Origin of the sequence: Streptomyces sp. NPDC059009 (assembly GCF_042740175.1) — a bacterium.
Lineage (GTDB): Bacteria > Actinomycetota > Actinomycetes > Streptomycetales > Streptomycetaceae > Streptomyces.
Genome location: NZ_JBHYJB010000005.1, coordinates 225,429 through 246,965 on the forward strand (window position 1 = coordinate 225,429; position 21,537 = coordinate 246,965).

Annotated in this window: 20 protein-coding genes; 14 read left to right on the top strand and 6 right to left on the bottom strand. The window is 71.3% G+C overall.

The features are described 5' to 3' along the window. Positions 1 to 3: 3 nt before the first annotated feature. The 3 genes from ACFWYM_RS07415 (at position 4) to ACFWYM_RS07425 (ending at position 2,707) form a co-directional block, all read left to right on the top strand. Positions 4 to 1,038 carry an oligopeptide/dipeptide ABC transporter ATP-binding protein gene (locus ACFWYM_RS07415; RefSeq protein WP_384831366.1) on the top strand — a complete coding sequence of 345 codons (1,035 nt, stop codon included), beginning with the start codon at positions 4 to 6 and terminating at the stop codon, positions 1,036 to 1,038. After that, entirely contained in the window at positions 1,038 to 1,964 is a 927-nt protein-coding gene (locus ACFWYM_RS07420) for a dihydrodipicolinate synthase family protein (RefSeq protein ID WP_384831368.1), read from the top strand. The genes ACFWYM_RS07415 and ACFWYM_RS07420 overlap by 1 nt, the downstream gene beginning before the upstream one ends. A 128-nt stretch (positions 1,965 to 2,092) precedes the next feature. After that, entirely contained in the window at positions 2,093 to 2,707 is a 615-nt protein-coding gene (locus ACFWYM_RS07425) for a Uma2 family endonuclease (RefSeq protein ID WP_384831371.1), read from the top strand. A gap of 12 nt (positions 2,708 to 2,719) precedes the next feature. On the opposite strand, the gene ACFWYM_RS07430 is transcribed toward ACFWYM_RS07425, so the two are convergent. The 5 genes from ACFWYM_RS07430 to leuA all read right to left on the bottom strand — a co-directional run bounded on the left by ACFWYM_RS07430 (position 2,720) and on the right by leuA (position 9,757). Then, the gene (locus ACFWYM_RS07430) at positions 2,720 to 3,394 is read right to left on the bottom strand and encodes a response regulator (RefSeq protein ID WP_384831374.1); all 675 of its coding nucleotides are present in this window, start codon (positions 3,392 to 3,394) and stop codon (positions 2,720 to 2,722) included. After that, positions 3,391 to 4,701: a sensor histidine kinase gene (locus tag ACFWYM_RS07435; RefSeq protein WP_384831513.1), complete on the bottom strand. Its 1,311-nt coding sequence runs from the start codon at positions 4,699 to 4,701 to the stop codon at positions 3,391 to 3,393. Before ACFWYM_RS07435 ends, ACFWYM_RS07430 begins: the two co-directional genes overlap by 4 nt. 103 nt (positions 4,702 to 4,804) lie before the next feature. Further along, on the bottom strand, positions 4,805 to 6,889 hold the full coding sequence (locus ACFWYM_RS07440) for an MMPL family transporter (protein ID WP_384831377.1): 2,085 nt from the start codon (positions 6,887 to 6,889) through the stop codon (positions 4,805 to 4,807). Between the two features lie 248 nt (positions 6,890 to 7,137). Beyond that, positions 7,138 to 7,863 carry a TerB family tellurite resistance protein gene (locus tag ACFWYM_RS07445; protein ID WP_384831380.1) on the bottom strand — a complete coding sequence of 242 codons (726 nt, stop codon included), beginning with the start codon at positions 7,861 to 7,863 and terminating at the stop codon, positions 7,138 to 7,140. A 172-nt stretch (positions 7,864 to 8,035) separates the two neighbouring features. Then, positions 8,036 to 9,757, bottom strand: a complete 1,722-nt coding sequence (gene leuA / locus ACFWYM_RS07450) for a 2-isopropylmalate synthase (protein WP_384831383.1) — start codon at positions 9,755 to 9,757, stop codon at positions 8,036 to 8,038. Positions 9,758 to 10,209: 452 nt separating this feature from the next. On the opposite strand from leuA, the gene ACFWYM_RS07455 reads away from it, so the two are divergent. From ACFWYM_RS07455 to ACFWYM_RS07475, 5 genes are all read left to right on the top strand, one after another. Then, positions 10,210 to 11,283 (top strand): M4 family metallopeptidase, encoded by a 1,074-nt coding sequence (locus ACFWYM_RS07455; RefSeq protein WP_384831386.1) that lies wholly within the window; start codon positions 10,210 to 10,212, stop codon positions 11,281 to 11,283. Positions 11,284 to 11,292: 9 nt separating this feature from the next. After that, positions 11,293 to 11,559: a protealysin inhibitor emfourin gene (locus ACFWYM_RS07460; RefSeq protein ID WP_384831389.1), complete on the top strand. Its 267-nt coding sequence runs from the start codon at positions 11,293 to 11,295 to the stop codon at positions 11,557 to 11,559. A gap of 118 nt (positions 11,560 to 11,677) precedes the next feature. After that, complete coding sequence (locus ACFWYM_RS07465; protein ID WP_384831392.1) at positions 11,678 to 13,027, top strand: GH1 family beta-glucosidase; 1,350 nt, start codon at positions 11,678 to 11,680, stop codon at positions 13,025 to 13,027. After that, positions 13,024 to 14,271, top strand: coding sequence for an MFS transporter (locus ACFWYM_RS07470; protein ID WP_384831395.1), 1,248 nt, complete (start codon positions 13,024 to 13,026; stop codon positions 14,269 to 14,271). The genes ACFWYM_RS07465 and ACFWYM_RS07470 overlap by 4 nt, the downstream gene beginning before the upstream one ends. 81 nt (positions 14,272 to 14,352) lie before the next feature. Beyond that, on the top strand, positions 14,353 to 15,207 hold the full coding sequence (locus ACFWYM_RS07475; protein WP_384831398.1) for a GNAT family N-acetyltransferase: 855 nt from the start codon (positions 14,353 to 14,355) through the stop codon (positions 15,205 to 15,207). Positions 15,208 to 15,325: 118 nt separating this feature from the next. On the opposite strand, the gene era is transcribed toward ACFWYM_RS07475, so the two are convergent. After that, positions 15,326 to 16,288, bottom strand: a complete 963-nt coding sequence (era, locus tag ACFWYM_RS07480; RefSeq protein WP_384831401.1) for a GTPase Era — start codon at positions 16,286 to 16,288, stop codon at positions 15,326 to 15,328. A 154-nt stretch (positions 16,289 to 16,442) separates the two neighbouring features. Between era and ACFWYM_RS07485 the strand changes: the two genes are divergently transcribed. The 6 genes from ACFWYM_RS07485 (at position 16,443) to ACFWYM_RS07510 (ending at position 21,534) form a co-directional block, all read left to right on the top strand. Further along, complete coding sequence (locus ACFWYM_RS07485; protein WP_384831403.1) at positions 16,443 to 17,792, top strand: ammonium transporter; 1,350 nt, start codon at positions 16,443 to 16,445, stop codon at positions 17,790 to 17,792. Further along, positions 17,789 to 18,127, top strand: coding sequence for a P-II family nitrogen regulator (locus ACFWYM_RS07490; RefSeq protein ID WP_384831406.1), 339 nt, complete (start codon positions 17,789 to 17,791; stop codon positions 18,125 to 18,127). The genes ACFWYM_RS07485 and ACFWYM_RS07490 overlap by 4 nt, the downstream gene beginning before the upstream one ends. 151 nt (positions 18,128 to 18,278) lie before the next feature. After that, entirely contained in the window at positions 18,279 to 19,325 is a 1,047-nt protein-coding gene (locus ACFWYM_RS07495) for a PhoH family protein (RefSeq protein ID WP_384831409.1), read from the top strand. 24 nt (positions 19,326 to 19,349) lie between these two features. Continuing rightward, entirely contained in the window at positions 19,350 to 19,853 is a 504-nt protein-coding gene (ybeY, locus tag ACFWYM_RS07500; protein WP_384831412.1) for an rRNA maturation RNase YbeY, read from the top strand. 7 nt (positions 19,854 to 19,860) lie between these two features. Then, on the top strand, positions 19,861 to 21,171 hold the full coding sequence (locus tag ACFWYM_RS07505) for a hemolysin family protein (protein WP_384831415.1): 1,311 nt from the start codon (positions 19,861 to 19,863) through the stop codon (positions 21,169 to 21,171). Between the two features lie 6 nt (positions 21,172 to 21,177). Next, positions 21,178 to 21,534 (top strand): MmcQ/YjbR family DNA-binding protein, encoded by a 357-nt coding sequence (locus ACFWYM_RS07510; protein ID WP_384831418.1) that lies wholly within the window; start codon positions 21,178 to 21,180, stop codon positions 21,532 to 21,534. Positions 21,535 to 21,537 lie beyond the last annotated feature (3 nt).

Genomic DNA, 21,537 nt, shown 5'->3' on the forward strand with positions numbered 1-21,537 from the left:
GAAGTGACCGCTCCCCTCATCGAGTTGAACGACGCGCACGTGGTGCACAAGGCCCGCACCGGCGGCCTCTTCTCCCGGGACCGCGTGTACGCCCTGACCGGCGCCGACCTCACCATCGCGCCCGGCGAGACGGTCGGCGTCGTGGGCGAGTCGGGCTGCGGCAAGTCGACCCTCGCGAGGGTCCTCGTGGGGATCCAGCCCCCGTCGGCGGGCACGGTGGCGTTCCGGGGCCAGGACCTGTGGACGATGACGCCGGCGCAGCGCCGCGAGACGGTCGGCCGCAACACCGGCATGATCTTCCAGGACCCCTCGACGGCCCTGAACCGCAGGCTCACGGTGCACCAGATCCTCCGCGACCCGCTGGACGTCCACCACCACGGCAAAGGCCCCCAACGCGACGCCCGAGTGCGTGAGTTGATGTCCTTGGTCGGACTCCCCAAGGCCCTCGCCGACGGGCTGCCCGGCCAGCTCTCGGGCGGCCAGCGCCAGCGTGTGGCGATCGCCCGCGCGCTCGCCCTGGAGCCGTCCCTGGTGGTGGCGGACGAGCCGACGAGCGCGCTCGACGTGTCGGTCCGCGCCCAGATCCTCAACCTCCTCCTCGACCTGAAGGAGCGCCTCGGGCTCGCGCTGGTCTTCGTGTCCCACGACATCCAGACGGTGCGGCGGATGAGCGACCGCGTGATCACCATGTACCTGGGCCGCATCGTGGAGGAGTCCCCGGCGGCGGAGATCCTGGACCGCGCCCGCCACCCCTACACCCGGGCCCTGTTCTCCGCGACCCCCGGCCTCCTCGACCCCATCGACCCGATCCCCCTGATCGGCCCGGTCCCGTCCGCGACGCACCCGCCCACCGGCTGCCCGTTCCGCACCCGCTGCTGGAAGGCGGACGACGTCTGCGCCACCGCGATGCCGGACCCCGAACCTTCCGGCCCCACCCACTCGTTCCGCTGTCACCACCCCGTGGGCGACGGCCAGTCGACCCACGACCTCGTCACGCAGGCCGCCGCCACGGCCGATTCACCACCCAGGGAGCCTTGATGACCCTTCCCACCCCCCTGACCGGTGTCATTCCACCCGTCTGCACCCCCCTGACACCGGAAGGCGAGGTGGACACGGCATCACTGACATCCCTCACCGACCACCTCGTCACCGCCGGGGTGGACGCCCTGTTCGTACTCGGCTCCTCCTCGGAGGCGGCGTACCTCACGGACGCCCACCGCAGGACGGTGGTGGAGACGGTGACCGGCCATGTGGCGGGCCAACTCCCGGTCCTGGCAGGCGTGATCGACATGACGACGCCCCGGGTCCTGGACCACGTACGGGCGGTCACGGCGGCGGGCGCGGACGCGGTGGTCGCGACGGCCCCCTTCTACACGCGCACGCACCCGGCGGAGATCGAGCGCCACTTCCGGCTGCTCGCCGAGCGGGCGACGACACCGGTCTTCGCCTACGACCAACCGACGTCCGTCCCCCTCAAACTCTCCCCCGACCTGGTGCTGACCCTCGCCCGCGACGGCGTGATCACCGGCCTCAAGGACTCCAGCGGCGACGAGGGCTCCTTCCGCGAGGTCCTCGTCAACTCCCGTGCGCTGCCCGGCTTCAGCGTCCTGACGGGCTCGGAGCTGACGGTGGACTCGGCCCTCGCGATGGGCGCGGACGGCGTGGTCCCCGGCCTCGGCAACGTCGACCCCGAGGGCTACGTGCGCCTGTACCGGGCCTGCCGCGCGGGCGACCGGGAGCGCGCGCGGGCGGAACAGGAGCGCCTGTGCCGCCTGTTCGGGATGGTGCGGGTGGGCGACCCTGCGCGGATGGGCGGCTCGTCCTCGGCCCTCGGCGCGTTCAAGGCGGCGCTGCATCTGCGGGGCGTGATCGCCTGCCCCGTCACGGCGGAGCCCCAGGTGCCGTTGTCGGCGGCGGAGGTCGAGCGGGTGGGGAAGTTCCTGGCGGGGGCGGGGCTGCTGTAACCCGAAAAGGTGGGTCGCACGCGATACGACCCGCCTCGCGGGCACGTCCGGTCAGACTGCCGGGGATGACAGCGAGCGGCGTTACCGTGGGAGAGCATCTCCGTCATGCCCGAGCGAGGAGTAGCCCGATGAGTGCGCAGCCGGTGGAGCCGAGCAAGCCGACGGTCACGTATCAGCAGCTCATGGAGCTCGCCGAAGCCTTCGAGGCCGAGGCGGAGAACCGCGGCGAGCGGGCACGGGCAGACATTGCGAACCAGGAGATCACCGTCCACATGATGTCCCCCTCCAAGAAGCACGGCCGGATCGTCAGCATGCTCGTCCGGCAGATCGAGGAACAGGACGAGGACGCCCTGACCTTCGCCGAGACCCGCGTCCACCATCCGGGCCTGGGCCTGTGCCGCACGGCCGATCTGGCCGTCATGACGCAGGAGGCATACGAGAGCGAGGAGGACGAGGAGTTCGCCGCGTACGCCCCCAACGTCTCCGTCGCCTTCGAGGTCGTCTCCCCCTCCAACCCGGCCAACGACCACATCACCAAGCTCCGCGACTACCCACGCATGGGCGTCCCGGTGTACGTGATCATCGACCCCCGCGACGGCACCCTCACCGTCTATTCCGGCATCGACACGGTCAGCGGCGAACCCGCCTATCGCGACACCCCGGCACGCTACAAGTTCGGCGACGCCGCCCAGGTCGGGACCTGGACGCTCGACACCGCGACGTTTCCCCGGTACCGCACCTGACCCCTGCCCCCCTCAAGCCTGACCCGCCCGCACCAGCCCCGACTCGTAGGCGGCAATGACGAGTTGGGCGCGGTCACGGGCGCCCAGTTTGCCCATGATGCGGCTCACATGGGTCTTGGAAGTCAGCGGGGAGAGGCCCAACTGGTCGGCGATCTCCGTGTTGTTGAGGCCGCGTCCCACCAGCATCAACACCTGCCGTTCCCGCTCGGAGAGCCCCTCGGGGCCGCCCACGAGCGACGCGGCCGCCTCCGGGTCGGGAGAGCGCAGCACCCGGGCGATCAGGCGTGAGGTCGGGCCCGGCGAGAGCAGGGACTCGCCCGCCGCCACCGTGCGGATCGCGTCGAGGAGTTCGGCGGGCCTGATGTCCTTCACGAGGAAGCCGGAGGCCCCGGCCCGCAGCCCCTCCACCACGTGCTCGTCCGTGTCGTACGTCGTCAGGATCAGCACCTTCACACCCGCCAGGTCCTCGTCCGCGGCGAGCAGCCGCGTCGCCTCGATCCCGTCGAGGTCCGGCATGCGGATGTCCATCACGATCAGGTCGGCCCGCTCGGTCCGGGCCAGCTCCAGCGCCTCCCGGCCCGTGCCCGCCTGTGCGACCACCTCCATGTCGGGCGCGGACTCGACGAGCATGGCGAACGACGCCCGCACAAGGGTCTGGTCGTCGGCGAGCAGTACACGGATCGTCATGCGGCTCCTCCAGGACCGGCGGCTGCGACGGCGGCCCCCGCGGCCACGAGCGGCAGCACCGCCGACACCATGAAACCGCCCTCCTCGCGCGGCCCCGCCTCCAGGGTCCCGCCCACGCTGCGGGCCCGCTCCCGCATCCCGAGCAGCCCGAACCCGGGCGTGTGGGACGGGTCCTGGACCATGCGCCCGTCGTCGGAGACCGTGACCCGCAGCACACCCCCCTCGGCCCCCGCACCCTCCGCGCCCGCGGCCGCGTGCTCGGTGCGCAGGCCGACGCGGATGGTGAGCCCGGGTCCGCCCGCGTGCCGCACGGCGTTGGTGAGGGCCTCCTGCACGATGCGGTAGGCGGCGACGCCCACGGCGGGCGGCGTCGCGCACTCCTGCACGTCGACCTCCACTGCGGCGCCCGCCGTGCGCGCCGACTCCGCGAGGTCGGCTATGCCGTCGAGGCCGGGAAGGGGCCCGCGCGACTCGTCGGCGGCGACCGCACCGCCGTGCACGTCGCCGTCCGTGCCCGACCTCAACACCTCCAGCGTGGCGCGGAGTTCGCCGCGCGCCGTGCGGCAGGTCTCCGAGATGTCCTCCAGCGCCTTGGCGACGGCCGCCCGGTCGAGCCGGTCCGGGTCGGCGGCCAGGACGTGTGCGGCGACCGACGTCTGCACGCCGACGAGCGTGATGCTGTGCGCGAGCAGGTCGTGCAGATCGCGGGCCACCCGCAGCCGCTCCTCCGCGACCCGCCGCCTGGCCTCCTCCTCCCGCGTCCGCTCGGCCCGCTCGGCCCGCTCGACGACCGACGCCACGTACTGCCGGTGCACGCGCACGTACACGCCGAGGATCAGGAACGACACGATCCAGCCGGTGATGCGCAGCGCCTCCCGGCCCTCGGCGATGCCCTGCCCGAACTTCACGCCGAGCATCACGCCGATGACTCCAGCCCCGACCACGACGGTGCGCAGCGTCCGCCCCGACATGGCCACCGTGAAGAGGGCGAGCATCGAAGCCGCCATCGGTGCGTTGTGGTTGTAGTTCAGCGCGTGGTACGGCGCGACGCAGGCGGCCAGGCAGAGGAAGGCGCCGAGGGGTGCGCGGCGTCGGAAGGCCAGCGGCATATGGAGGGCGAGGAGCAGGGTCCAGCCGAGCGCGTCGGGCGCCCGGCTGTCGCCCCCGCCGCCCCGCAGGCCGATGAACACGGCGCAGGCCGCGCAGGCCAGGGCGAGCAGCGCGTCGACGCGCAGCGTGCGGGCCGCGCTCGCCCGTACGTCACGGGGGCCGGGCGGTCCGAGCAGGCGGGGCAGGGCGATACGCATGAGGTCCACCGGTTCATCTTGGGGCAGGAAGGCGCCCCTCCGGCAGGGAGGGGCGCCAAGCGCTGTACATCGGCCGTCACGGCCGTCACGGCCGTCACGGTCATCAGGGTGCGCGGGCGAGCTCCGGCTCCCGCTCGGTCGGCTCCGGCGGACGGGGCGCCTTCGACAGCGGCCCCGGCCACCACACCTTCCGGCCGAGCAGCAGGCTCGCCGAGGTCACCAGGTACGTACGGACGAGGAAGGTGTCCAGGAGCACCCCGACCGCGATCACGAAGCCCAGCTCGACCATCTGCACCAGCGGCATGTTGATGAGCACCCCGAAGGTCGCGGCGAGCACGAGCCCCGCCGAGGCGATCACGGAGCCCGTCGTCCGCAGCGCCGTGAGGGCGGCGGCCTCCGGTTCGGCGCCCGCGAGCGACTCCTCGCGCATCCGGTGCATCAGGAAGATCCCGTAGTCGACGCCGAGCGCGACGAGGAAGACGAAGGAGAGCAGCCCGAGCCCCGGGTCCGTCCCGTCGAAGCCGAACAGCGGCCCGAAGACGAGCCCGCCGATGCCGAGCGAGGCCCCCCACACCGCGATCACGGCGACGAGCAGCAGGACGGGGGCGACGAGGCTGCGCAGCAGCGCGATCAGGATGAGCAGGATGGCCGCGAGGACGAGCGGCACGACGACGGTCCGGTCCCGGGCGTTGGTGTCCTTGAGGTCGAGCTGCTCGGCGCTGGGCCCGCCGACGAGGGAGTCCTGTCCGTCGAGCCGGTCCCGCAGGTCCTCGATGGTGCGCGTCTCGGCGGCGGACTGCGGCGCGCTCTTGGCGACGACGCTGATCTCGGTCCAGCCCCCGCCACTGCGCCCGCGCTCGGCCCCGACGACCCCCCGCACCTCCCGTACGTCCCCAAGTACCGCATCGGCGGTGCCGGTTGGGGCGAGGACGGTGATGGGCTGGGTCCCCTGCTCGGGGAAGGCGTCGGCGAGCTGCTCCATCGCGGCGATCGCGTCGGGCTTGCTGGTGAAGGAGTCCTCCTGCTTGAGTCCGCCCGGCAGATTGAGCACACCGAGCGCGAGCGCCCCGAGCAGCACGGCCCCGCCCAGGAGCACGGCACCGGGCCTGCGCCCCGCCGAACCGCCCATCGCCGCGAAGAGGCTGCGCCGCTTCGTCTTCGGCTCGCTCCCGAAGGCGGGCACCAGCGGCCAGAACACCCGCCGCCCGAGCAGCACGAGCACGGCGGGCAGCAGGGTCAGCATGGCGACGAGCGCACACAGCACCCCGACGGCCCCCAACGGCCCCATCCCCCGGCTGCTGTTGAGGTCGGCGGCGAGCAGCACGAACAGCCCGGCCGCGACGGTGAGCGAGGAGGCGACGACGGCGGGCCCACAGCCCCGCAGCGCGGCGACCATGGCGTCATAGGGACGCTCGACCCGCCGCAGCTCCTCCCGGTACCGGGAGACGAGCAGCAGCGCGTAGTCGGTCCCGGCCCCGAAGACGAGGATCGTCATCACGCCGGAGCTCTGCCCGCTGACGGTGGTCCCGAACGCCTGGTTGAGCCCGTAGGCGACGCCCATCGACAGGAAGTCGGCGATGCCCGCGACGACGAGCGGCACCAGCCACAGGAAGGGGCTCCGGTAGATGAGGATCAGCAGGATCGCGACGACGGCGACGGTGGTGTAGAGCAGCGGCCCGCCGAGCGCGTTGTACACCTCGGCGGCATCGGTGGCGAGCCCCCCGGGCCCACCCACCTCGACCTGCAGCCCGTCGCCGCTCTCGGCGATGTCCCGCACACCGTTCACGAACTCGTCGCGCAGCTTCTCGTCCGTGCCGGGCTTGGTGCTGGCGACCGGGTACATGAGGGTGGTGCCGTCCTTGGAGGGCACGGCCCTGGGCGCGGTGACGAGGTCGAAGTCCCCGCCGATGCGGTCGACTTGGCGCCCGGCGGTGGCCTTGTCGGCGGCGGTGAGGCCCCCGTCCCGGTGGTAGACGAGCACGAGCTCGGTGGTCTCCCCGCCCGGCAGGGCCTCCTGGATCTTCGCGACCTGCGTGGAGTCGGCGTTCGCGGGCAGATAGTCGACGGCCCGGTCGTGCTGCACATCCCCGAGCTTCCCGGCGAACGGCCCCGCGAGGGCGAGAACGGCTACCCACAGCGCGAGCAGCGTCCAGGGCACGGCGCGTCGCCGCTTGGCGGTGGTCCCCATCGGAGGGCCTCCCTGTCGTGACGGATTCTGGAGTCGTTGAGTACGCGATCCAGAGTCCCGCCGCGATCGGGCGGTCTCGTCGGGCGAGAGGGCGAGTTGGGGGTTACGACGGGGAGAGGCGAGGCGGGCCGCCTACTCCCCGGGGAGTAGGCGTTGGCAGCCCGTCCGGCGCTTGAGGACGAGGCCGTTCAGGCCGATCGGGGGTCCAGGGGCGAAGCCCCGGGAAGGGCACCCCGCCCACGAGGGGACTACGACGGCGTGGTCCGAGCGGCGGCAAGCAACTGCGACACGTCATCCACCGACAGCATCAACGCGGCCCCGGCCGTCCCGAGCACCTCCCGCTCGGCGGGCGTATAGGGCCCGTCCGCAAGAGCGACACGGGCCCCCGTGAGCAGCACGGCCTCCCGCCCCGCGGGGGCGAGGTGAGGCGCCAGCGGCCCGAGCGCCTCGTGGAGTTCGATGGCGAGCCCCACACTCCCGCCCTCGGCGGGAGCGACGCGCCCCGTGTCGGCCTCGAGTCCGGCGACGAGGGAGATGAGCTGCTCCTCCGAGCAGTCGTCGAAGCCCGCCCCGCACAGCGCGCCGATGGCCAGGTCGAGGGTGGCGCGCGCCCCCGTGCCGCCCGCCGCGAGGACGGACAGGACCACGGTGTGCACGGCGTCGCGGAGCATCGCGGACAGCCGCGTGGTCGTGGGGTGGTCGAGGACGTCCGTGCCGAACTGGTCCTGGCAGGCGGCGCATTCGACGACGGGCCCGGCGGCCCCGCGTGGGAGGACGGGCAGCCCGAGGAGCACGAAGCGGCGCTTTCCGGTGCGCCGCTGATAGTTGCGGTCACCTCCGCAGCCGGGGCAGAAGAACTCCCCGTCGCCCACGGTCGTCCACGAGGTCCGCACTCCGATGACGCGCGCCGAGCGGCGCGAACGCCCGCCGAAGATACGCGATTTCCGACCGTTTCGTCCCCGATCTGGCAGCACCACGCACCTCCGTAAGCCCGCGGCAACGCTGCCGCGCTGGCGTGATGTTAGCCACATCATTGAGGCGCCGTCAGCACTCCGTACGAGAGATGGCCGGTTGACTGCCTGGACAGACCGCGGCCCCGGCCGCGGTCGACGCGGTCGGGGCCGGGGTCCTCCGTCCTGAACTGCCTTAACGCGCGGCGCGGTTCACCGCGGACACGACGGCCTTCAGGGAGGCGCGTGTCGTATTCGCGTCGATGCCGATGCCCCACAGGACCTTGTCGCCGATGGCGCACTCGATGTACGAGGCGGCCTGCGCGGAGGCGCCCTCGCTCATCGTGTGCTCCTGGTAGTCCAGCAGGCGCACATCGATGCCGATGGACTGCAGGGCGTCGAAGAAGGCGGAGATCGGGCCGTTGCCGGTGCCGGTCAGGACGGTGTCGGCGCCGTCCAGGGCGGCCTCGACGGTGAGGATGTCGACGCCGTCCGTGTCGGTCGTGGTCTGGCCGTTCTTGACCTGGATGCGGCCCCAGGGGTTCTCCGGGTTGGGCAGGTACTCGTCCTGGAAGACGCTCCAGATGTCCTTCGGCGTGACCTCGCCGCCCTCGGCGTCCGTCTTGGCCTGGATGACCTTGGAGAACTCGACCTGCATGCGGCGCGGCAGGTCCAGCTTGTGGTCGTTCTTCAGGACGTAGGCGATGCCGCCCTTGCCGGACTGCGAGTTGACGCGGATGACGGCCTCGTACGAGCGGCCCACGTCCTTCGGGTCGATCGGCAGGTACGGGACGGCCCACTCGATGTCGTCGACGGTGACGCCCTTGGCCTCGGCGTCGGCCTCCATCGCGTCGAAGCCCTTCTTGATGGCGTCCTGGTGGGAGCCGGAGAAGGACGTGTAGACCAGGTCGCCCACGTACGGGTGGCGCGGGTGGACCTCCATCTGGTTGCAGTACTCCCACGTGCGACGGATCTCGTCGATGTCGGAGAAGTCGATCTGCGGGTCGACGCCCTGCGAGAACAGGTTCATGCCCAGGGTGACCAGGTCGACGTTGCCGGTGCGCTCGCCCTGGCCGAACAGACAGCCCTCGACGCGGTCGCCGCCGGCCATGACGGCCAGCTCGGCGGCGGCGACGGCGGTGCCGCGGTCGTTGTGCGGGTGGATGGACAGGCAGACGTACTCGCGGCGCGACAGATTGCGCGACATCCACTCGAAGCGGTCCGCGTGCGTGGACGGCGTCGAACGCTCCACCGTGGCGGGCAGGTTGAGGATGATCTCGCGGCCCGGGCCCGGCTGGTAGACGTCCATGACGGCCTCGCAGACCTCCAGGGCGAAGTCCAGCTCGGTGTCCGTGAAGATCTCGGGGCTGTACTGGTAGCCGAACTCGGTCTCCGGGCCCAGCAGCTTCTCCGCGTACTCCATCACCAGGCGGGTGCCGTCGACGGCGATCTGCTTGATGTCGTCCTTCGAGCCGCGGAAGACGACGCGGCGGAAGACCGGGGCGGTGGCGTTGTACAGGTGGACCGTGGCGCGCCTGGCGCCCTGCAGGGACTCCACCGTGCGCTCGATCAGGTCCTCGCGGGCCTGGGTCAGTACGGAGATCGTGACGTCGTCCGGGATGGCGCCCGGCTCCTCGATGATCGAACGTACGAAGTCGAAGTCGGTCTGCCCCGATGCCGGGAAGCCGACCTCGATCTCCTTGTAGCCCATCTTGACCAGCTGGTCGAACATGCGGCGCTTGCGCTCGGGGGACATCGGGTCGATCAGCGCCTGATTGCCGTCGCGCAGGTCCGTGGAGAGCCAGCGGGGCGCCTTCGTGATCCGGTTGTCCGGCCACGTGCGGCCGGGGATGTCGACCTGCTCGTACTGCCCGTACTTGTGCACCGGCATGGCGGTGGGGCGCTGGAAGTTCGGCATGGGGCGGGGCTCCTCGGGAGTGTCCGGAAGGACGGCCGACGGTGGCGCAACACCGAACTCCGCGGGGAGGGGGTCGGCCTCGACTACAGGCCCTCGCCGCGGCAGCTAAGGAGAAGCAGCCCGAATCGCATGATGGGCGGCAGCCTAGCCGAGCCGCGCGTTGTGCGCGGGCCCGTATCAGTATGCGGGACCGGAAGGCGGTATCGGGCAAAAGGTGATGAACCCCTCGATTCCTCCCCGCACCCCGGCCCACGGGCAAGCCAGGCATCCGCCCCATGGGGGTGAATTTCCCCTACGCACGCACCACCCGGGCTGCCCGCCGACCCGGCCCCCCACCTGCGCTTTCCCGCCCACTCCCGACCCAAGGGCCCCGCCGGAGGCCCACCCCTCCCCGCCAATCAATCATGGTTGCAGGTAGTGACAGAGTCATGACCCAGTGCCACATTGCCGCCATGACCACCAGCCCAGGCTTCGAGCCTGTCTTCTGCACGATCATCCCGCCCCACGTCCTCGACACTCTCGCCCAGAGTGCGGACCCCACGGTCGCCAAGACCGCCCGCAAGTCCCTGATCCAGGACGCCTCCCAGCGCACCGCGCGCCGGCTGACCACGGTCATCGGCGCCCCCTCGATCGCCGCGCCCAAGGGCGCCGAAGCGGGCAAGCCGCACCGCACCATCTACGACGCCCGGCACCACACGGACCTGCCCGGCCGCAAGGTCCGCGGCGAGGGCGACAAGCCCGGCAAGGACGCCTCGGTCAACCGCGCCTACGCGGGCCTCGGCGCCACCTTCGAGCTGTACCTGAAGGCGTACCAGCGCGACTCCATCGACGGAAACAACATGCCGCTGGACGCGACGGTCCACTTCGACGCGGACTACAACAACGCCTTCTGGAACGGCGAGCAGATGGTGTTCGGCGACGGCGACGGCGAGATCTTCCTCGACTTCACCATCCCCGTGGACGTCATCGGCCACGAGCTGACCCACGGCGTCACGCAGCACACCGCGAATCTCACCTACTTCGGCCAGCCCGGAGCCCTGAACGAGTCGATGTCGGACGTCTTCGGCTCGCTCATCAAGCAGTACACGCTCGGCCAGACGGCCGCCGACGCGGACTGGCTGATCGGCGCGGGCCTGCTCGCCCCGCGCGTCACCGGCAAGGCGCTGCGCTCCATGAAGGAGCCCGGCACGGCGTACGACGACGACGTGCTCGGCAAGGACCCGCAGCCCGCCGACATGGACCACTACGTCACGACGGGCCGCGACAACGGCGGCGTGCACATCAACTCCGGCATCCCGAACCGCGCCTTCTACCTGGTCGCCGAGCGGCTCGGCGGGAACGCCTGGGAGCGGGCCGGACAGATCTGGTACGACGTCCTGTCGGGCGGCCAGCTCCAGAAGCAGGCCCTCTTCACGGACTTCGCGAAGCTGACGGTGGCCGCGGCGCGCGCCCGGTACGGCGACGGCGACGAGCTGAAAGCCGTCATCGACGCATGGGCGACGGTGAAGGTCCCCGCCAACGGGTAGACAGGGCCCATGCGAATCCAAGTGAGGCGTACGGGAGGTTTCGCGGGCATCGAGCGGCACGCCGAGGTGGACACCTCGGGCCGCGCCGACGCCCAGGACTGGGAGTCCCTGGCCGAGCAGGCGCTGGCTGCCGGCCGGGGCACTCCCCCCATCGGAGTGCCGGACGGCTTCAGCTACCAGATCACGGTGAACGGCCGGACGGTGTACTGCTCGGACCCCCGCTTGACGGAGGAGCAACGCCGCCTGATCACCAGGGTGTTGAAGGAGGGCGCGTAGCGGTCTCCCGGCCCGTCCGGCGTTCAGGGGCGGGCCGGGGAAAGAAACTTGAGAAATGTTCACCTTTCTTGCGCACCCCCATTGACTCCCGCCCCGCCGGGTACGCAAGATCCCGCCCATGACCGCAAGCGCACTCCCCCGGTTCCCCGAGGACTTCCTCTGGGGCGTGTCCACCTCGGCCCACCAGATAGAGGGAGCGACGGACCACCGCGCCCCCTCCGTCTGGGACGCCTTCACCGCCACCCCCGGCACCGTGAAGGACGGCACGGACGCCACCACCGCCTGCGACCACTACCACCGCTACCGCGAGGACGTCGCCCTCATCCGCGACCTCGGCGTCGACGCCTACCGCTTCTCGATCTCCTGGCCCCGCGTCCAGGCGGAGGGCACGGCCTTCTACGACCGCCTCGTGGACGAACTCCTCACCGCGGGCATCCGCCCGGTCCCGACCCTGTACCACTGGGACACCCCCCTCTCCGTCGAGGAGCAGGGCGGCTGGCTGACCCGCGACACGGCGCACCGCTTCGAGGAGTACGCCACCACCGTGGCCGACCGCCTCACCGACCGCGTATCGACGTGGATCACCCTCAACGAGCCCGCGGAACACACCCTGCTGGGCCACGCCCTGGGCCAGCACGCCCCCGGCAAGAAGCTCCTCTTCGACGCGCTCCCGGCCGCCCACCACCAGCTCCTCGCCCACGGCCTGGCAACCCGCGCCCTGCGCGCCGCGGGCGCGACGAGCATCGGCATCGCCAACTCGCACGGCCCGACCTGGCCCGCGTCGGACACCCCCGAGGACACCGCGGCGGCGGACTTCTACGACACGCTCCTCAACCGCCTGTTCGCGGACCCGATCCTCTTGGGCCACTACCCGGACGGAACGGGCGAGTTGATGCCGTCACCGGACCTCACGGCAGATCTGAGGACCATCGCGGAGCCGATCGACTGGTACGGAATCAACTTCTACCAGCCGACCAAGGTGGGCGCCCCGCTCCCCGAGGGCACGGCGACGGAGTTCTCCGGCCTCACGCTCCCCCCTGAACTCCCCTTCTCCCCACGGGAGATCGAGGGCTATCCGGTCACGGACTTCGGCTGGCCGGTGGTGCCGCAAGCCTTCACCGAACTCCTGCTCTCCTTCCGCGCCCGCTACGGCGACCGCCTCCCGCCCCTGATGATCACGGAGAACGGCTGCAGCTACGAGGGCGTGGACGACCAGGAGCGCATCACCTACCTCGACGGCCATCTGCGGGCCCTGCACGAGGCGGTCACCGCGGGCGTGGACGTACGCGGCTACTTCGTCTGGTCGCTCATGGACAACTTCGAGTGGGCGGAGGGCTACAAGCAGCGCTTCGGCCTGGTCCACATCGACTACGAGACACTCACCCGCACGCCGAAGGCGTCGTACCACTGGCTGCGCGAAGCGCTCCAGGCCCAGACCCACCGCCACCCGCAGCCCCAACACCCATGAGAACAGCGGAGGTCGACCCGCTGACCGAGCCGGCCGCCCGGGTCGGCCGCGCCTGGACCACCACCCTCTCCCTCGCCAACGGCGCGATCTGGGTGGGCTGGTACGGCCCGCTGCAGATCCTGCTCGCGATCCAGGCGGAGGACCTGGCCCCGTCCGGCACCTCGAAGGAGACGGTGCTCGCGTGGGTGACGGGCGCAGGCGCGGTCGTCTCGCTCGCCGCCAACCCGCTCTTCGGCGCCCTCTCCGACCGTACGACGTCCCGCTGGGGCCGCCGCACGCCGTGGATCGTGGCGGGCACGACGACGGGCGCCGCCGCACTGCTCCTCCTGTCCGCCGCCCCCTCGGTGTGGTGGATGGCGGCGGCCTGGTGCCTGGTCCAGCTGACCCTGAACGCCGCGTTCGCCGCGGTCACGGCGGCCGTCCCGGACCGGGTGCCCCGGCTCCAACGCGGCTCCGTCGGCGGCTGGTTGGGCGCGGCGCAGCTCCTGGGCGTGGTGGCGGGCACGGGCCTGGCGACGGCGGCCGGGGGCACGGTGGCGGGCTACGCGGCGTGCGCGCTCTTCACGGTGGCCGGCGTGCTCCCGTACGTCGTCCGCCACCGGGACCTCCGCCTCGCCCCCGCCCACCGCCCGCCCTGGAACACCCGCGCCTTCCTCGCCTCCTTCTGGCTGAGCCCGCGCCGCCACCCCGACCTCGCCTGGGCCTGGCTGACCCGCTTCCTCATCAACGTCAGCAACTCCGTCGTACTCCTCTATCTCCTCTACTACTTGAGGGACCGGCTGCACCGCCCCGACCCGGACGAGGGCGTGCTGATCCTGACGGCGGTGAACGGCCTGACGATGCTCGCGACGGTCGTCGTGGGCGGGGTCTGGTCGGACCGCACGGGCCGCCGCAAGCCCTTCGTGATCTGGTCGGGCGCGCTGATGGCGGTGGCGACGGGGCTGCTCGCGACGTGGCAGACCTGGCCCGGGGCGATCGTCGCGGCGGCAATCCTCGGCATCGGCTTCGGCGTCTTCACATCGGTGGACTTCGCCCTGATGACGGACGTGCTCCCCGAGGCCATGGACCGCGGCAAGGACCTGGGCGTCATCAACATCGCCAACTCCCTTCCCCAGGTGGCCGCCCCGGCCCTGGCGGCACCGATCGTGACGTACCTGGGCGGCTACCGGGTGCTCTACCTGGTGGCGGCGGTGATCGGCCTGGTGGGTGCGGCGCTGGTGGTCCGTGTGCGGGGCGTGGACTGAGCGGTTCCCGGTGCGCAAGCGGCCCGAAACGGGGCAAAAAAATGGTCTGTACCCGCCCGCCCGACGGGCTTTGATGTCCCCATGACCACCCCCACACCGACCCCGGCCCCAGCCCCGCCCCCGCCCCCGTCGGACGCACCCCTCCTGCACCGCCTGGAGCGCTACTACGACACGGTGCCGCGCACGGCGGCGCGGGCCGAGGACTTCGGCCCGCTGACCCTGTTCGTACGGGAGTCGGGCGGCTGGCCCCTCTACGCCCGCCCCGCCCTCGGCCGGACGGGCCCCGCGGCGACCCCCGCCGACATCACCCGCGTACGGGCGCGGCAGCGCGAACTCGGCCTGCCCGAAGCCTTCGAGTGGATCGGCGAGTTCACCCCCGGCCTGGCGGCATCGGCCGTCGCGGCGGGCCTCACGGTCCACGCCCACCCGCTGATGGCCCTGCCCCCCTTGGCCCCAACTCCCCGCACCCTTCCCTCGGTTCGCATCATCACCCCCGAAGACCCCGCCCTCCACGGCGCGCTGGCCCTCCCCCACCTGGCCTTCGCCACACCCGGCACGGCGGTGGGCACGGCGGGCCCGCCCGAGCTGACGGCGGAGATCATGGCCCACATGAACGACGGCGCGGTCCCCGCGACGAGGGACCGCATCCGCGCGGGCCACACGGTCCTCGCGGCGGCGGTCGAGAACGGCGTCGTCGTCTGCTCCGGCATGCACCTGCCGGTGGACACGGTCACCGAGATAGCCGGCATCGGCACCCTCCCCTCGGCCCGCCGCAGGGGCTTCGGCGCGGCGGTGACGGCGGCCCTGGTCGCGCACGCGCGGGCGAGCGGGGTGGAGACGGTGTTCCTGTCGGCGGGGGACGAGAACGTGGCACGGCTGTACGGGAGGCTGGGCTTCGAGCGGGTGGCGACGGCGCTGATAGCGGAGGCCGAATAAGCCCGTCCGGCGATTGAGGACGAGGCCGTCCAGGCCGATCGGGGGTCCAGGGGCGCAGCCCCGGGAAGGGCGCCCCACTCGCAGGGTGCCCCGAAGACGCAGGGCGCCCCAGAACCCGCTAGAACCCCAGCTTCCGCAGCTGCCGCGGATCCCGCTGCCAGTCCTTCGCGACCTTCACGTGCAGGTCGAGGAAGACCGGCGTGCCCAGCAGCGCCTCGATCTGCTTGCGGGACTTGATGCCGACGTCCTTCAGGCGCTTGCCCTTCGGGCCGATGATGATGCCCTTCTGGCTGGGGCGCTCGATGTAGACGAAGGCGTGGATGTCGAGCAGCGGCTTGTCCGCGGGACGGTCCTCGCGCGGGAGCATCTCCTCGACGACGACCGCGATCGAGTGCGGCAGCTCGTCCCGTACGCCTTCCAGCGCCGCCTCGCGGATCAGCTCGGCGACCATGACCTGCTCGGGCTCGTCCGTGAGGTCGCCCTCCGGGTAGAGCGTCGGGCCCTCGGGCAGCAGCGGCACGATGAGGTCGGCCAGCAGGTCCACCTGCTTCTCGCCCACCGCCGACACCGGCACGATCTCGGCCCACTCGAAGCCGAGCTCCTTGCCGAGCTGGTCGATGGCGATGAGCTGCTCGGCGAGGGTCTTGCTGTCGACCAGGTCCGTCTTGGTGACGATGGCGATCTTCGGGGTCTTCTTGATGGAGGCGAGCTCCTTGGCGATGAAGCGGTCGCCCGGGCCCAGCTTCTCGTTCGCCGGCAGGCAGAAGCCGATGACGTCGACCTCGGCCCACGTCGTGCGCACCACGTCGTTCAGCCGCTCGCCGAGCAGCGTGCGCGGCTTGTGGAGCCCCGGGGTGTCGACCAGGATCAGCTGCGCGTCGGGCCGGTGCACGATGCCCCGCACCGTGTGCCGCGTGGTCTGCGGCCGGTTGGAGGTGATGGCCACCTTCTGGCCCACCAGAGCGTTCGTGAGGGTGGACTTGCCCGCGTTGGGGCGGCCGACGAAGCAGGCGAAACCGGCACGGTGTCCGGCCTCGGACGGCTCGGCAGAAGACGGGGTACGAACGCTCATGGCGCCCATTGTCCCTGATGCCGACGGCCACGCCGCACCGCACGGCGCCCGCCCCCGCCCGCACCCGCCCCCGTGAGCCCCCGGAAACCCCCCGGCAACACGAAACGCCCCGGAAACACCGGGGTGCACGGCACGAAACACCGACGCGTGACGCTCTCCCCCCATGACCCCCATGCCCCCCACGGAGCCCGCGCCACTCACCCCGCTCGCCGCCGCCCCCCACCTCGACACGGGGGACACCGCCTGGCTGCTCGCGGCGACCGCCCTCGTCCTGCTGATGACCCCGGGCCTGGCCCTCTTCTACGGCGGCATGGTCCGCGCGAAGAGCGTCCTGAACATGCTGCTGATGTCGTTCGTCTCGATCGCCCTGGTCACCGTGGTGTGGCTGCTCGCGGGCTACTCCCTGGCCTTCGGGGACGACGCGTTCGCGGGCCTGATCGGCAATCTCGACCACCTCGGCATGGCGGGCATCGGCCCGGACACCCTCACGGGCTCCGTCCCCACGCTCCTCTTCACCACCTTCCAGCTCACCTTCGCGATCATCACGGCGGCCCTGATCAGCGGCGCGATCGCGGACCGCACCCGGTTCGCGGCCTGGCTGGTCTTCGTGCCCGTGTGGACGCTGCTCGTATACGTTCCCGTGGCTCACTGGGTGTGGGGCCCGGACGGCTGGATCGCGGACTCTCTCGGCGCCGTCGACTTCGCGGGCGGCCTGGTCGTGGAGATCGCCTCGGGCGCGTCCGGGCTCGCCCTCGCCCTGGTCCTCGGCCCCCGCCTCGGCTTCAAGAAGGAGGCGATGCGCCCGCACAGCCTGCCCATGGTGATGCTCGGCGCGGGCCTGCTCTGGTTCGGCTGGCTCGGCTTCAACGGCGGCTCGGCCCTCGGCGCCAACGGCCTGGCGGCGGCGTCTCTCCTCAACACCCTGGTCGCGGGCTGCACCGGCCTGCTCGGCTGGCTCTTCGTGGAGCAGAAGAGGGACGGGCACCCCACCACGTTCGGCGCCGCCTCGGGTGCGGTGGCGGGCCTGGTCGCGATCACCCCGGCGTGCGGGATCGTGGGCATCGTCGGCGCGGCGGCGGTGGGCCTCGCGGCCGGCGTCGTCTGCTCGTACGCCGTCGCCTGGAAGTTCCGCCTGGGCTACGACGACTCCCTGGACGTGGTCGGCGTCCACTTCGTTGGCGGCGTCGTCGGCACGCTCCTGATCGGCCTGTTCGCCACGGCGACGATGACCGGCGAGGGCGGCGCCGAGGGCCTCTTCCACGGGGGCGGGCTCGGCCAGCTCGGCAGGCAGACCGTGGCGGTGCTCGCCGTGGCCGCGTACACGTTCCTCGTCACGTACGGGATCGGGAAGGCCATCGACCGGCTGATGACCTTCCGGGCGTCCCCGGAGGACGAGTTGACCGGCCTCGACCAGACCGCGCACGCCGAGACCGCCTACGATCACGGCGTCTCTTCCCCGTCCCCGCTGAAGAGCACCCCGAAGAGCCCGCTGAAGAAGGAGCACTCCGCATGAAGCTCGTCACCGCGATCGTGAAGCCCTTCCGGCTCGACGAGGTGAAGACGGCGCTCCAGGAGCTCGGCGTCCACGGCCTCACCGTCACCGAGGCCAGCGGATACGGGCGCCAGCGCGGCCACACCGAGGTCTACCGCGGCGCCGAGTACCAGGTGGACCTGGTGCCCAAGGTCCGCATCGAGGTGGTCATCGAGGACGACGACCTGGACGCGGTCGTCGACGCCGTCGTGCGGGCCGCCCGCACGGGCAAGATCGGCGACGGCAAGGTCTGGGCGGTCCCGGTCGACACGGTGGTCCGGGTGCGCACGGGCGAACGGGGCCCGGACGCGGTGTGAAGCGCGCGGGGCCGGGCCGTGGACGGCCGGAGCGCGGCCCGGAAAAGCCCTCGGTGTTGTCGGTGGCCCGTCGTACTCTTGGCAGTGCAAGGCTGTCGAGCGGCGCGAGCCCCGCACCGAGGAGGTTGAGCAGGCCCTTAGCGGGCGGCCCATGACGCAAACACCCACAGCGCAGACACAGGCCCGAGCTCATTTCACCGTCCCAGCGAAACACCCCATGGTGACCGTCCTGGGCTCCGGTGACGCCCTGTTGCGTGTGATCGAGAAGGCTTTCCCGGCGGCCGACATCCATGTCCGGGGGAACGAGATCAGCGCGGTCGGCGACGCCCATGAAGTCGCCCTGATCCAGCGCCTGTTCGACGAGATGATGCTGGTGCTCCGCACCGGACAGCCGATGACGGAGGACGCAGTGGAACGCTCGATCGCCATGCTCCGGGCGGACGAGAACGGCGAGGGGGACGGCTCCGAGACCCCCGCCGAGGTCCTCACCCAGAACATCCTCTCGTCCCGCGGCCGCACCATCCGCCCCAAGACCCTCAACCAGAAGCGCTACGTCGACGCGATCGACAAGCACACCATCGTCTTCGGCATCGGCCCCGCCGGTACCGGCAAGACGTATCTGGCCATGGCCAAGGCGGTGCAGGCGCTGCAGTCGAAGCAGGTCAACCGCATCATCCTGACCCGCCCCGCGGTGGAGGCGGGCGAGCGCCTGGGCTTCCTGCCCGGCACGCTCTACGAGAAGATCGACCCGTATCTGCGCCCGCTCTACGACGCGCTGCACGACATGCTCGACCCCGAGTCGATCCCGCGTCTGATGGCGGCAGGGACGATCGAGGTGGCCCCGCTGGCGTACATGCGCGGCCGGACGCTGAACGACGCGTTCATCATCCTCGACGAGGCGCAGAACACGAGCCCCGAGCAGATGAAGATGTTCCTCACCCGCCTCGGCTTCGAGTCGAAGATCGTGATCACGGGCGACGTGACGCAGGTCGACCTGCCGAACGGCACGAAGAGCGGTCTGCGCCAGGTCCAGGACATCCTGGAGGGCCTCGACGACGTGCACTTCTCGCGGCTCACCTCGCACGATGTCGTCCGGCACAAGCTGGTCGGCCGTATCGTCGACGCGTACGAGAAGTACGACAGCGAGAACGGCACCGAGAACGGCTCCCACAAGAGCCGCGGGCACAAACGTTCATAAACGGGAAGCAGACAAGCCAGCGCCATGTCGATCGACGTCAACAACGAGTCCGGAACCGAGGTCGACGAGCAGGCGATCCTCGACATCGCCCGCTACGCACTCGCGCGGATGCGCATCCACCCGCTCTCCGAGCTCTCGGTGATCGTCGTGGACGCCGACGCCATGGAGCAGCTGCACGTCCAGTGGATGGACCTGCCGGGCCCCACGGACGTGATGTCCTTCCCGATGGACGAGCTGCGCCCGCCGAGCCGGGACGACGACGCCGCGGAGGCCCCGCAGGGGCTGCTCGGCGACATCGTCCTGTGCCCGGAGGTCGCCGCGAAGCAGGGCCAGGAGGCCGCCACGCAGCACTCCATGGACACGGAGCTCCAGCTCCTCACCGTCCATGGCGTGCTGCACCTCCTCGGGTACGACCACGAGGAGCCCGACGAGAAGGCCGAGATGTTCGGCCTCCAGGCGGCGATCGTCGACGGGTGGCGCGCCGAGCAGGGCCTGACCGGGCCCTCTCCGGCGCCCACCGTCTCGTAGTGCCGTCATGAGTCTCCAACTCATCGCGGGCGCGATCGCGCTGGTCGTCGTCGCCTGGCTGGCGGCCTGCGCCGAGGCCGGCATCGCCCGGACGTCGAGCTTCCGCGCCGAGGAGGCGGTCCGCTCCGGGCGGCGCGGCAGCGCGAAGCTCGCCCAGGTCGCCGCCGACCCGACCCGCTATCTGAACGTGGCGCTGCTGGTCCGCGTCGCCTGCGAGATGGCCGCGGCCGCCCTCGTCACCTACGGCTGTCTGCGGTACTTCGACGAGACGTGGGAGGCGCTGCTCGTCGCGATCGGCGTGATGGTCCTCGTCTCGTACGTCGCCGTGGGCGTCTCGCCGCGCACCATCGGCCGCCAGCACCCGCTGAACACGGCGACCGCGGCGGCGTACGTGCTGCTGCCGCTGGCCCGGATCATGGGCCCCATCCCGCCGCTGCTCATCCTGATCGGTAACGCGCTGACGCCCGGAAAGGGCTTCCGCCGCGGCCCGTTCGCCTCCGAGGCGGAGCTGCGCGCGATGGTCGACCTCGCCGAGCAGGAGTCCCTCATCGAGGACGAGGAGCGCCGCATGGTGCACTCCGTCTTCGAGCTGGGCGACACCCTCGTCCGCGAAGTGATGGTGCCCCGCACCGACTTGATCGTCATCGAGCGCTACAAGACGATCCGGCAGGCGCTCACCCTCGCGCTCCGGTCCGGTTTCTCCCGCATCCCGGTCACGGGCGAGAGCGAGGACGACGTCGTCGGGATCGTGTACCTGAAGGACCTGGCCCGCAAGACGCACATCAACCGCGAGGCGGAGAACGAGCTGGTGTCGACGGCCATGCGCCCCGCCACCTTCGTCCCGGACACGAAGAACGCGGGCGACCTGCTGCGCGAGATGCAGCAGGAGCGCAACCACGTCGCCGTCGTCATCGACGAGTACGGCGGCACGGCGGGCATCGTCACCATCGAGGACATCCTCGAGGAGATCGTCGGCGAGATCACCGACGAGTACGACCGTGAGCTGCCGCCCGTGGAGGAGCTGGCCGACGGCTGCTACCGCGTGACGGCCCGGCTCGACATCGGCGACCTCGGGGAGCTCTTCGGGCTCGACGAGTTCGACGACGAGGACGTGGAGACGGTCGGCGGGCTGCTCGCGAAGGCGCTCGGCCGGGTGCCGATCGCGGGCGCGTCGGCGGTCGTGGAGCTGCCGGACGAGCGGGAGCTGAAGCTCACCGCGGAGTCGGCGGCCGGCCGGCGGAACAAGATCGTGACGGTGCTCGTGGAGCCGGTCGCGCCGATGGGCGCGGAGGCCGAGAAGGGCGAGAAAGGGGACTGAGGAGACATGACTCCGGATGAACTGCGCGCGTTCTGCCTGTCGTTCAACGACGTGGTGGAGGACTTCCCGTTCACCCCGGAGACCTCCGTCTTCAAGGTCGCGGGCAAGCTGTTCGCCCTGACGCGCCTGGACGGCAGCCCCCTCACCGTCAACCTCAAGTGCGAGCCGGACATCGCGGTCCAGCTCCGTCAGGCGCACCCGGAGATCGTGCCGGGCTATCACATGAACAAGCGCCACTGGAACACGGTGACGGTCGACGGAGAGCTCCCGGACGCGATGGTCCGGGAGCTCGTCGAGGACTCGTACGACCTGGTGGTCGCGGGCCTCCCGAGGGCGGTCAGACTCCGTCTCGACCGCCCCTGACCC

Coding starts and splice junctions, on each gene's coding strand:
- ACFWYM_RS07420 (WP_384831368.1), top strand. CDS start 1,038: ATGACCCTTCCCACCCCCCTGACCGGTGTCATTCCACCCGTCTGCACC.
- ACFWYM_RS07425 (WP_384831371.1), top strand. CDS start 2,093: ATGAGTGCGCAGCCGGTGGAGCCGAGCAAGCCGACGGTCACGTATCAG.
- ACFWYM_RS07430 (WP_384831374.1), bottom strand. CDS start 3,394: ATGACGATCCGTGTACTGCTCGCCGACGACCAGACCCTTGTGCGGGCG.
- ACFWYM_RS07435 (WP_384831513.1), bottom strand. CDS start 4,701: ATGCGTATCGCCCTGCCCCGCCTGCTCGGACCGCCCGGCCCCCGTGAC.
- ACFWYM_RS07440 (WP_384831377.1), bottom strand. CDS start 6,889: ATGGGGACCACCGCCAAGCGGCGACGCGCCGTGCCCTGGACGCTGCTC.
- leuA (WP_384831383.1), bottom strand. CDS start 9,757: ATGCCGAACTTCCAGCGCCCCACCGCCATGCCGGTGCACAAGTACGGG.
- ACFWYM_RS07455 (WP_384831386.1), top strand. CDS start 10,210: ATGACCACCAGCCCAGGCTTCGAGCCTGTCTTCTGCACGATCATCCCG.
- ACFWYM_RS07460 (WP_384831389.1), top strand. CDS start 11,293: ATGCGAATCCAAGTGAGGCGTACGGGAGGTTTCGCGGGCATCGAGCGG.
- ACFWYM_RS07465 (WP_384831392.1), top strand. CDS start 11,678: ATGACCGCAAGCGCACTCCCCCGGTTCCCCGAGGACTTCCTCTGGGGC.
- ACFWYM_RS07470 (WP_384831395.1), top strand. CDS start 13,024: ATGAGAACAGCGGAGGTCGACCCGCTGACCGAGCCGGCCGCCCGGGTC.
- ACFWYM_RS07475 (WP_384831398.1), top strand. CDS start 14,353: ATGACCACCCCCACACCGACCCCGGCCCCAGCCCCGCCCCCGCCCCCG.
- era (WP_384831401.1), bottom strand. CDS start 16,288: ATGGGCGCCATGAGCGTTCGTACCCCGTCTTCTGCCGAGCCGTCCGAG.
- ACFWYM_RS07485 (WP_384831403.1), top strand. CDS start 16,443: ATGACCCCCATGCCCCCCACGGAGCCCGCGCCACTCACCCCGCTCGCC.
- ACFWYM_RS07490 (WP_384831406.1), top strand. CDS start 17,789: ATGAAGCTCGTCACCGCGATCGTGAAGCCCTTCCGGCTCGACGAGGTG.
- ACFWYM_RS07495 (WP_384831409.1), top strand. CDS start 18,279: ATGACGCAAACACCCACAGCGCAGACACAGGCCCGAGCTCATTTCACC.
- ybeY (WP_384831412.1), top strand. CDS start 19,350: ATGTCGATCGACGTCAACAACGAGTCCGGAACCGAGGTCGACGAGCAG.
- ACFWYM_RS07505 (WP_384831415.1), top strand. CDS start 19,861: ATGAGTCTCCAACTCATCGCGGGCGCGATCGCGCTGGTCGTCGTCGCC.
- ACFWYM_RS07510 (WP_384831418.1), top strand. CDS start 21,178: ATGACTCCGGATGAACTGCGCGCGTTCTGCCTGTCGTTCAACGACGTG.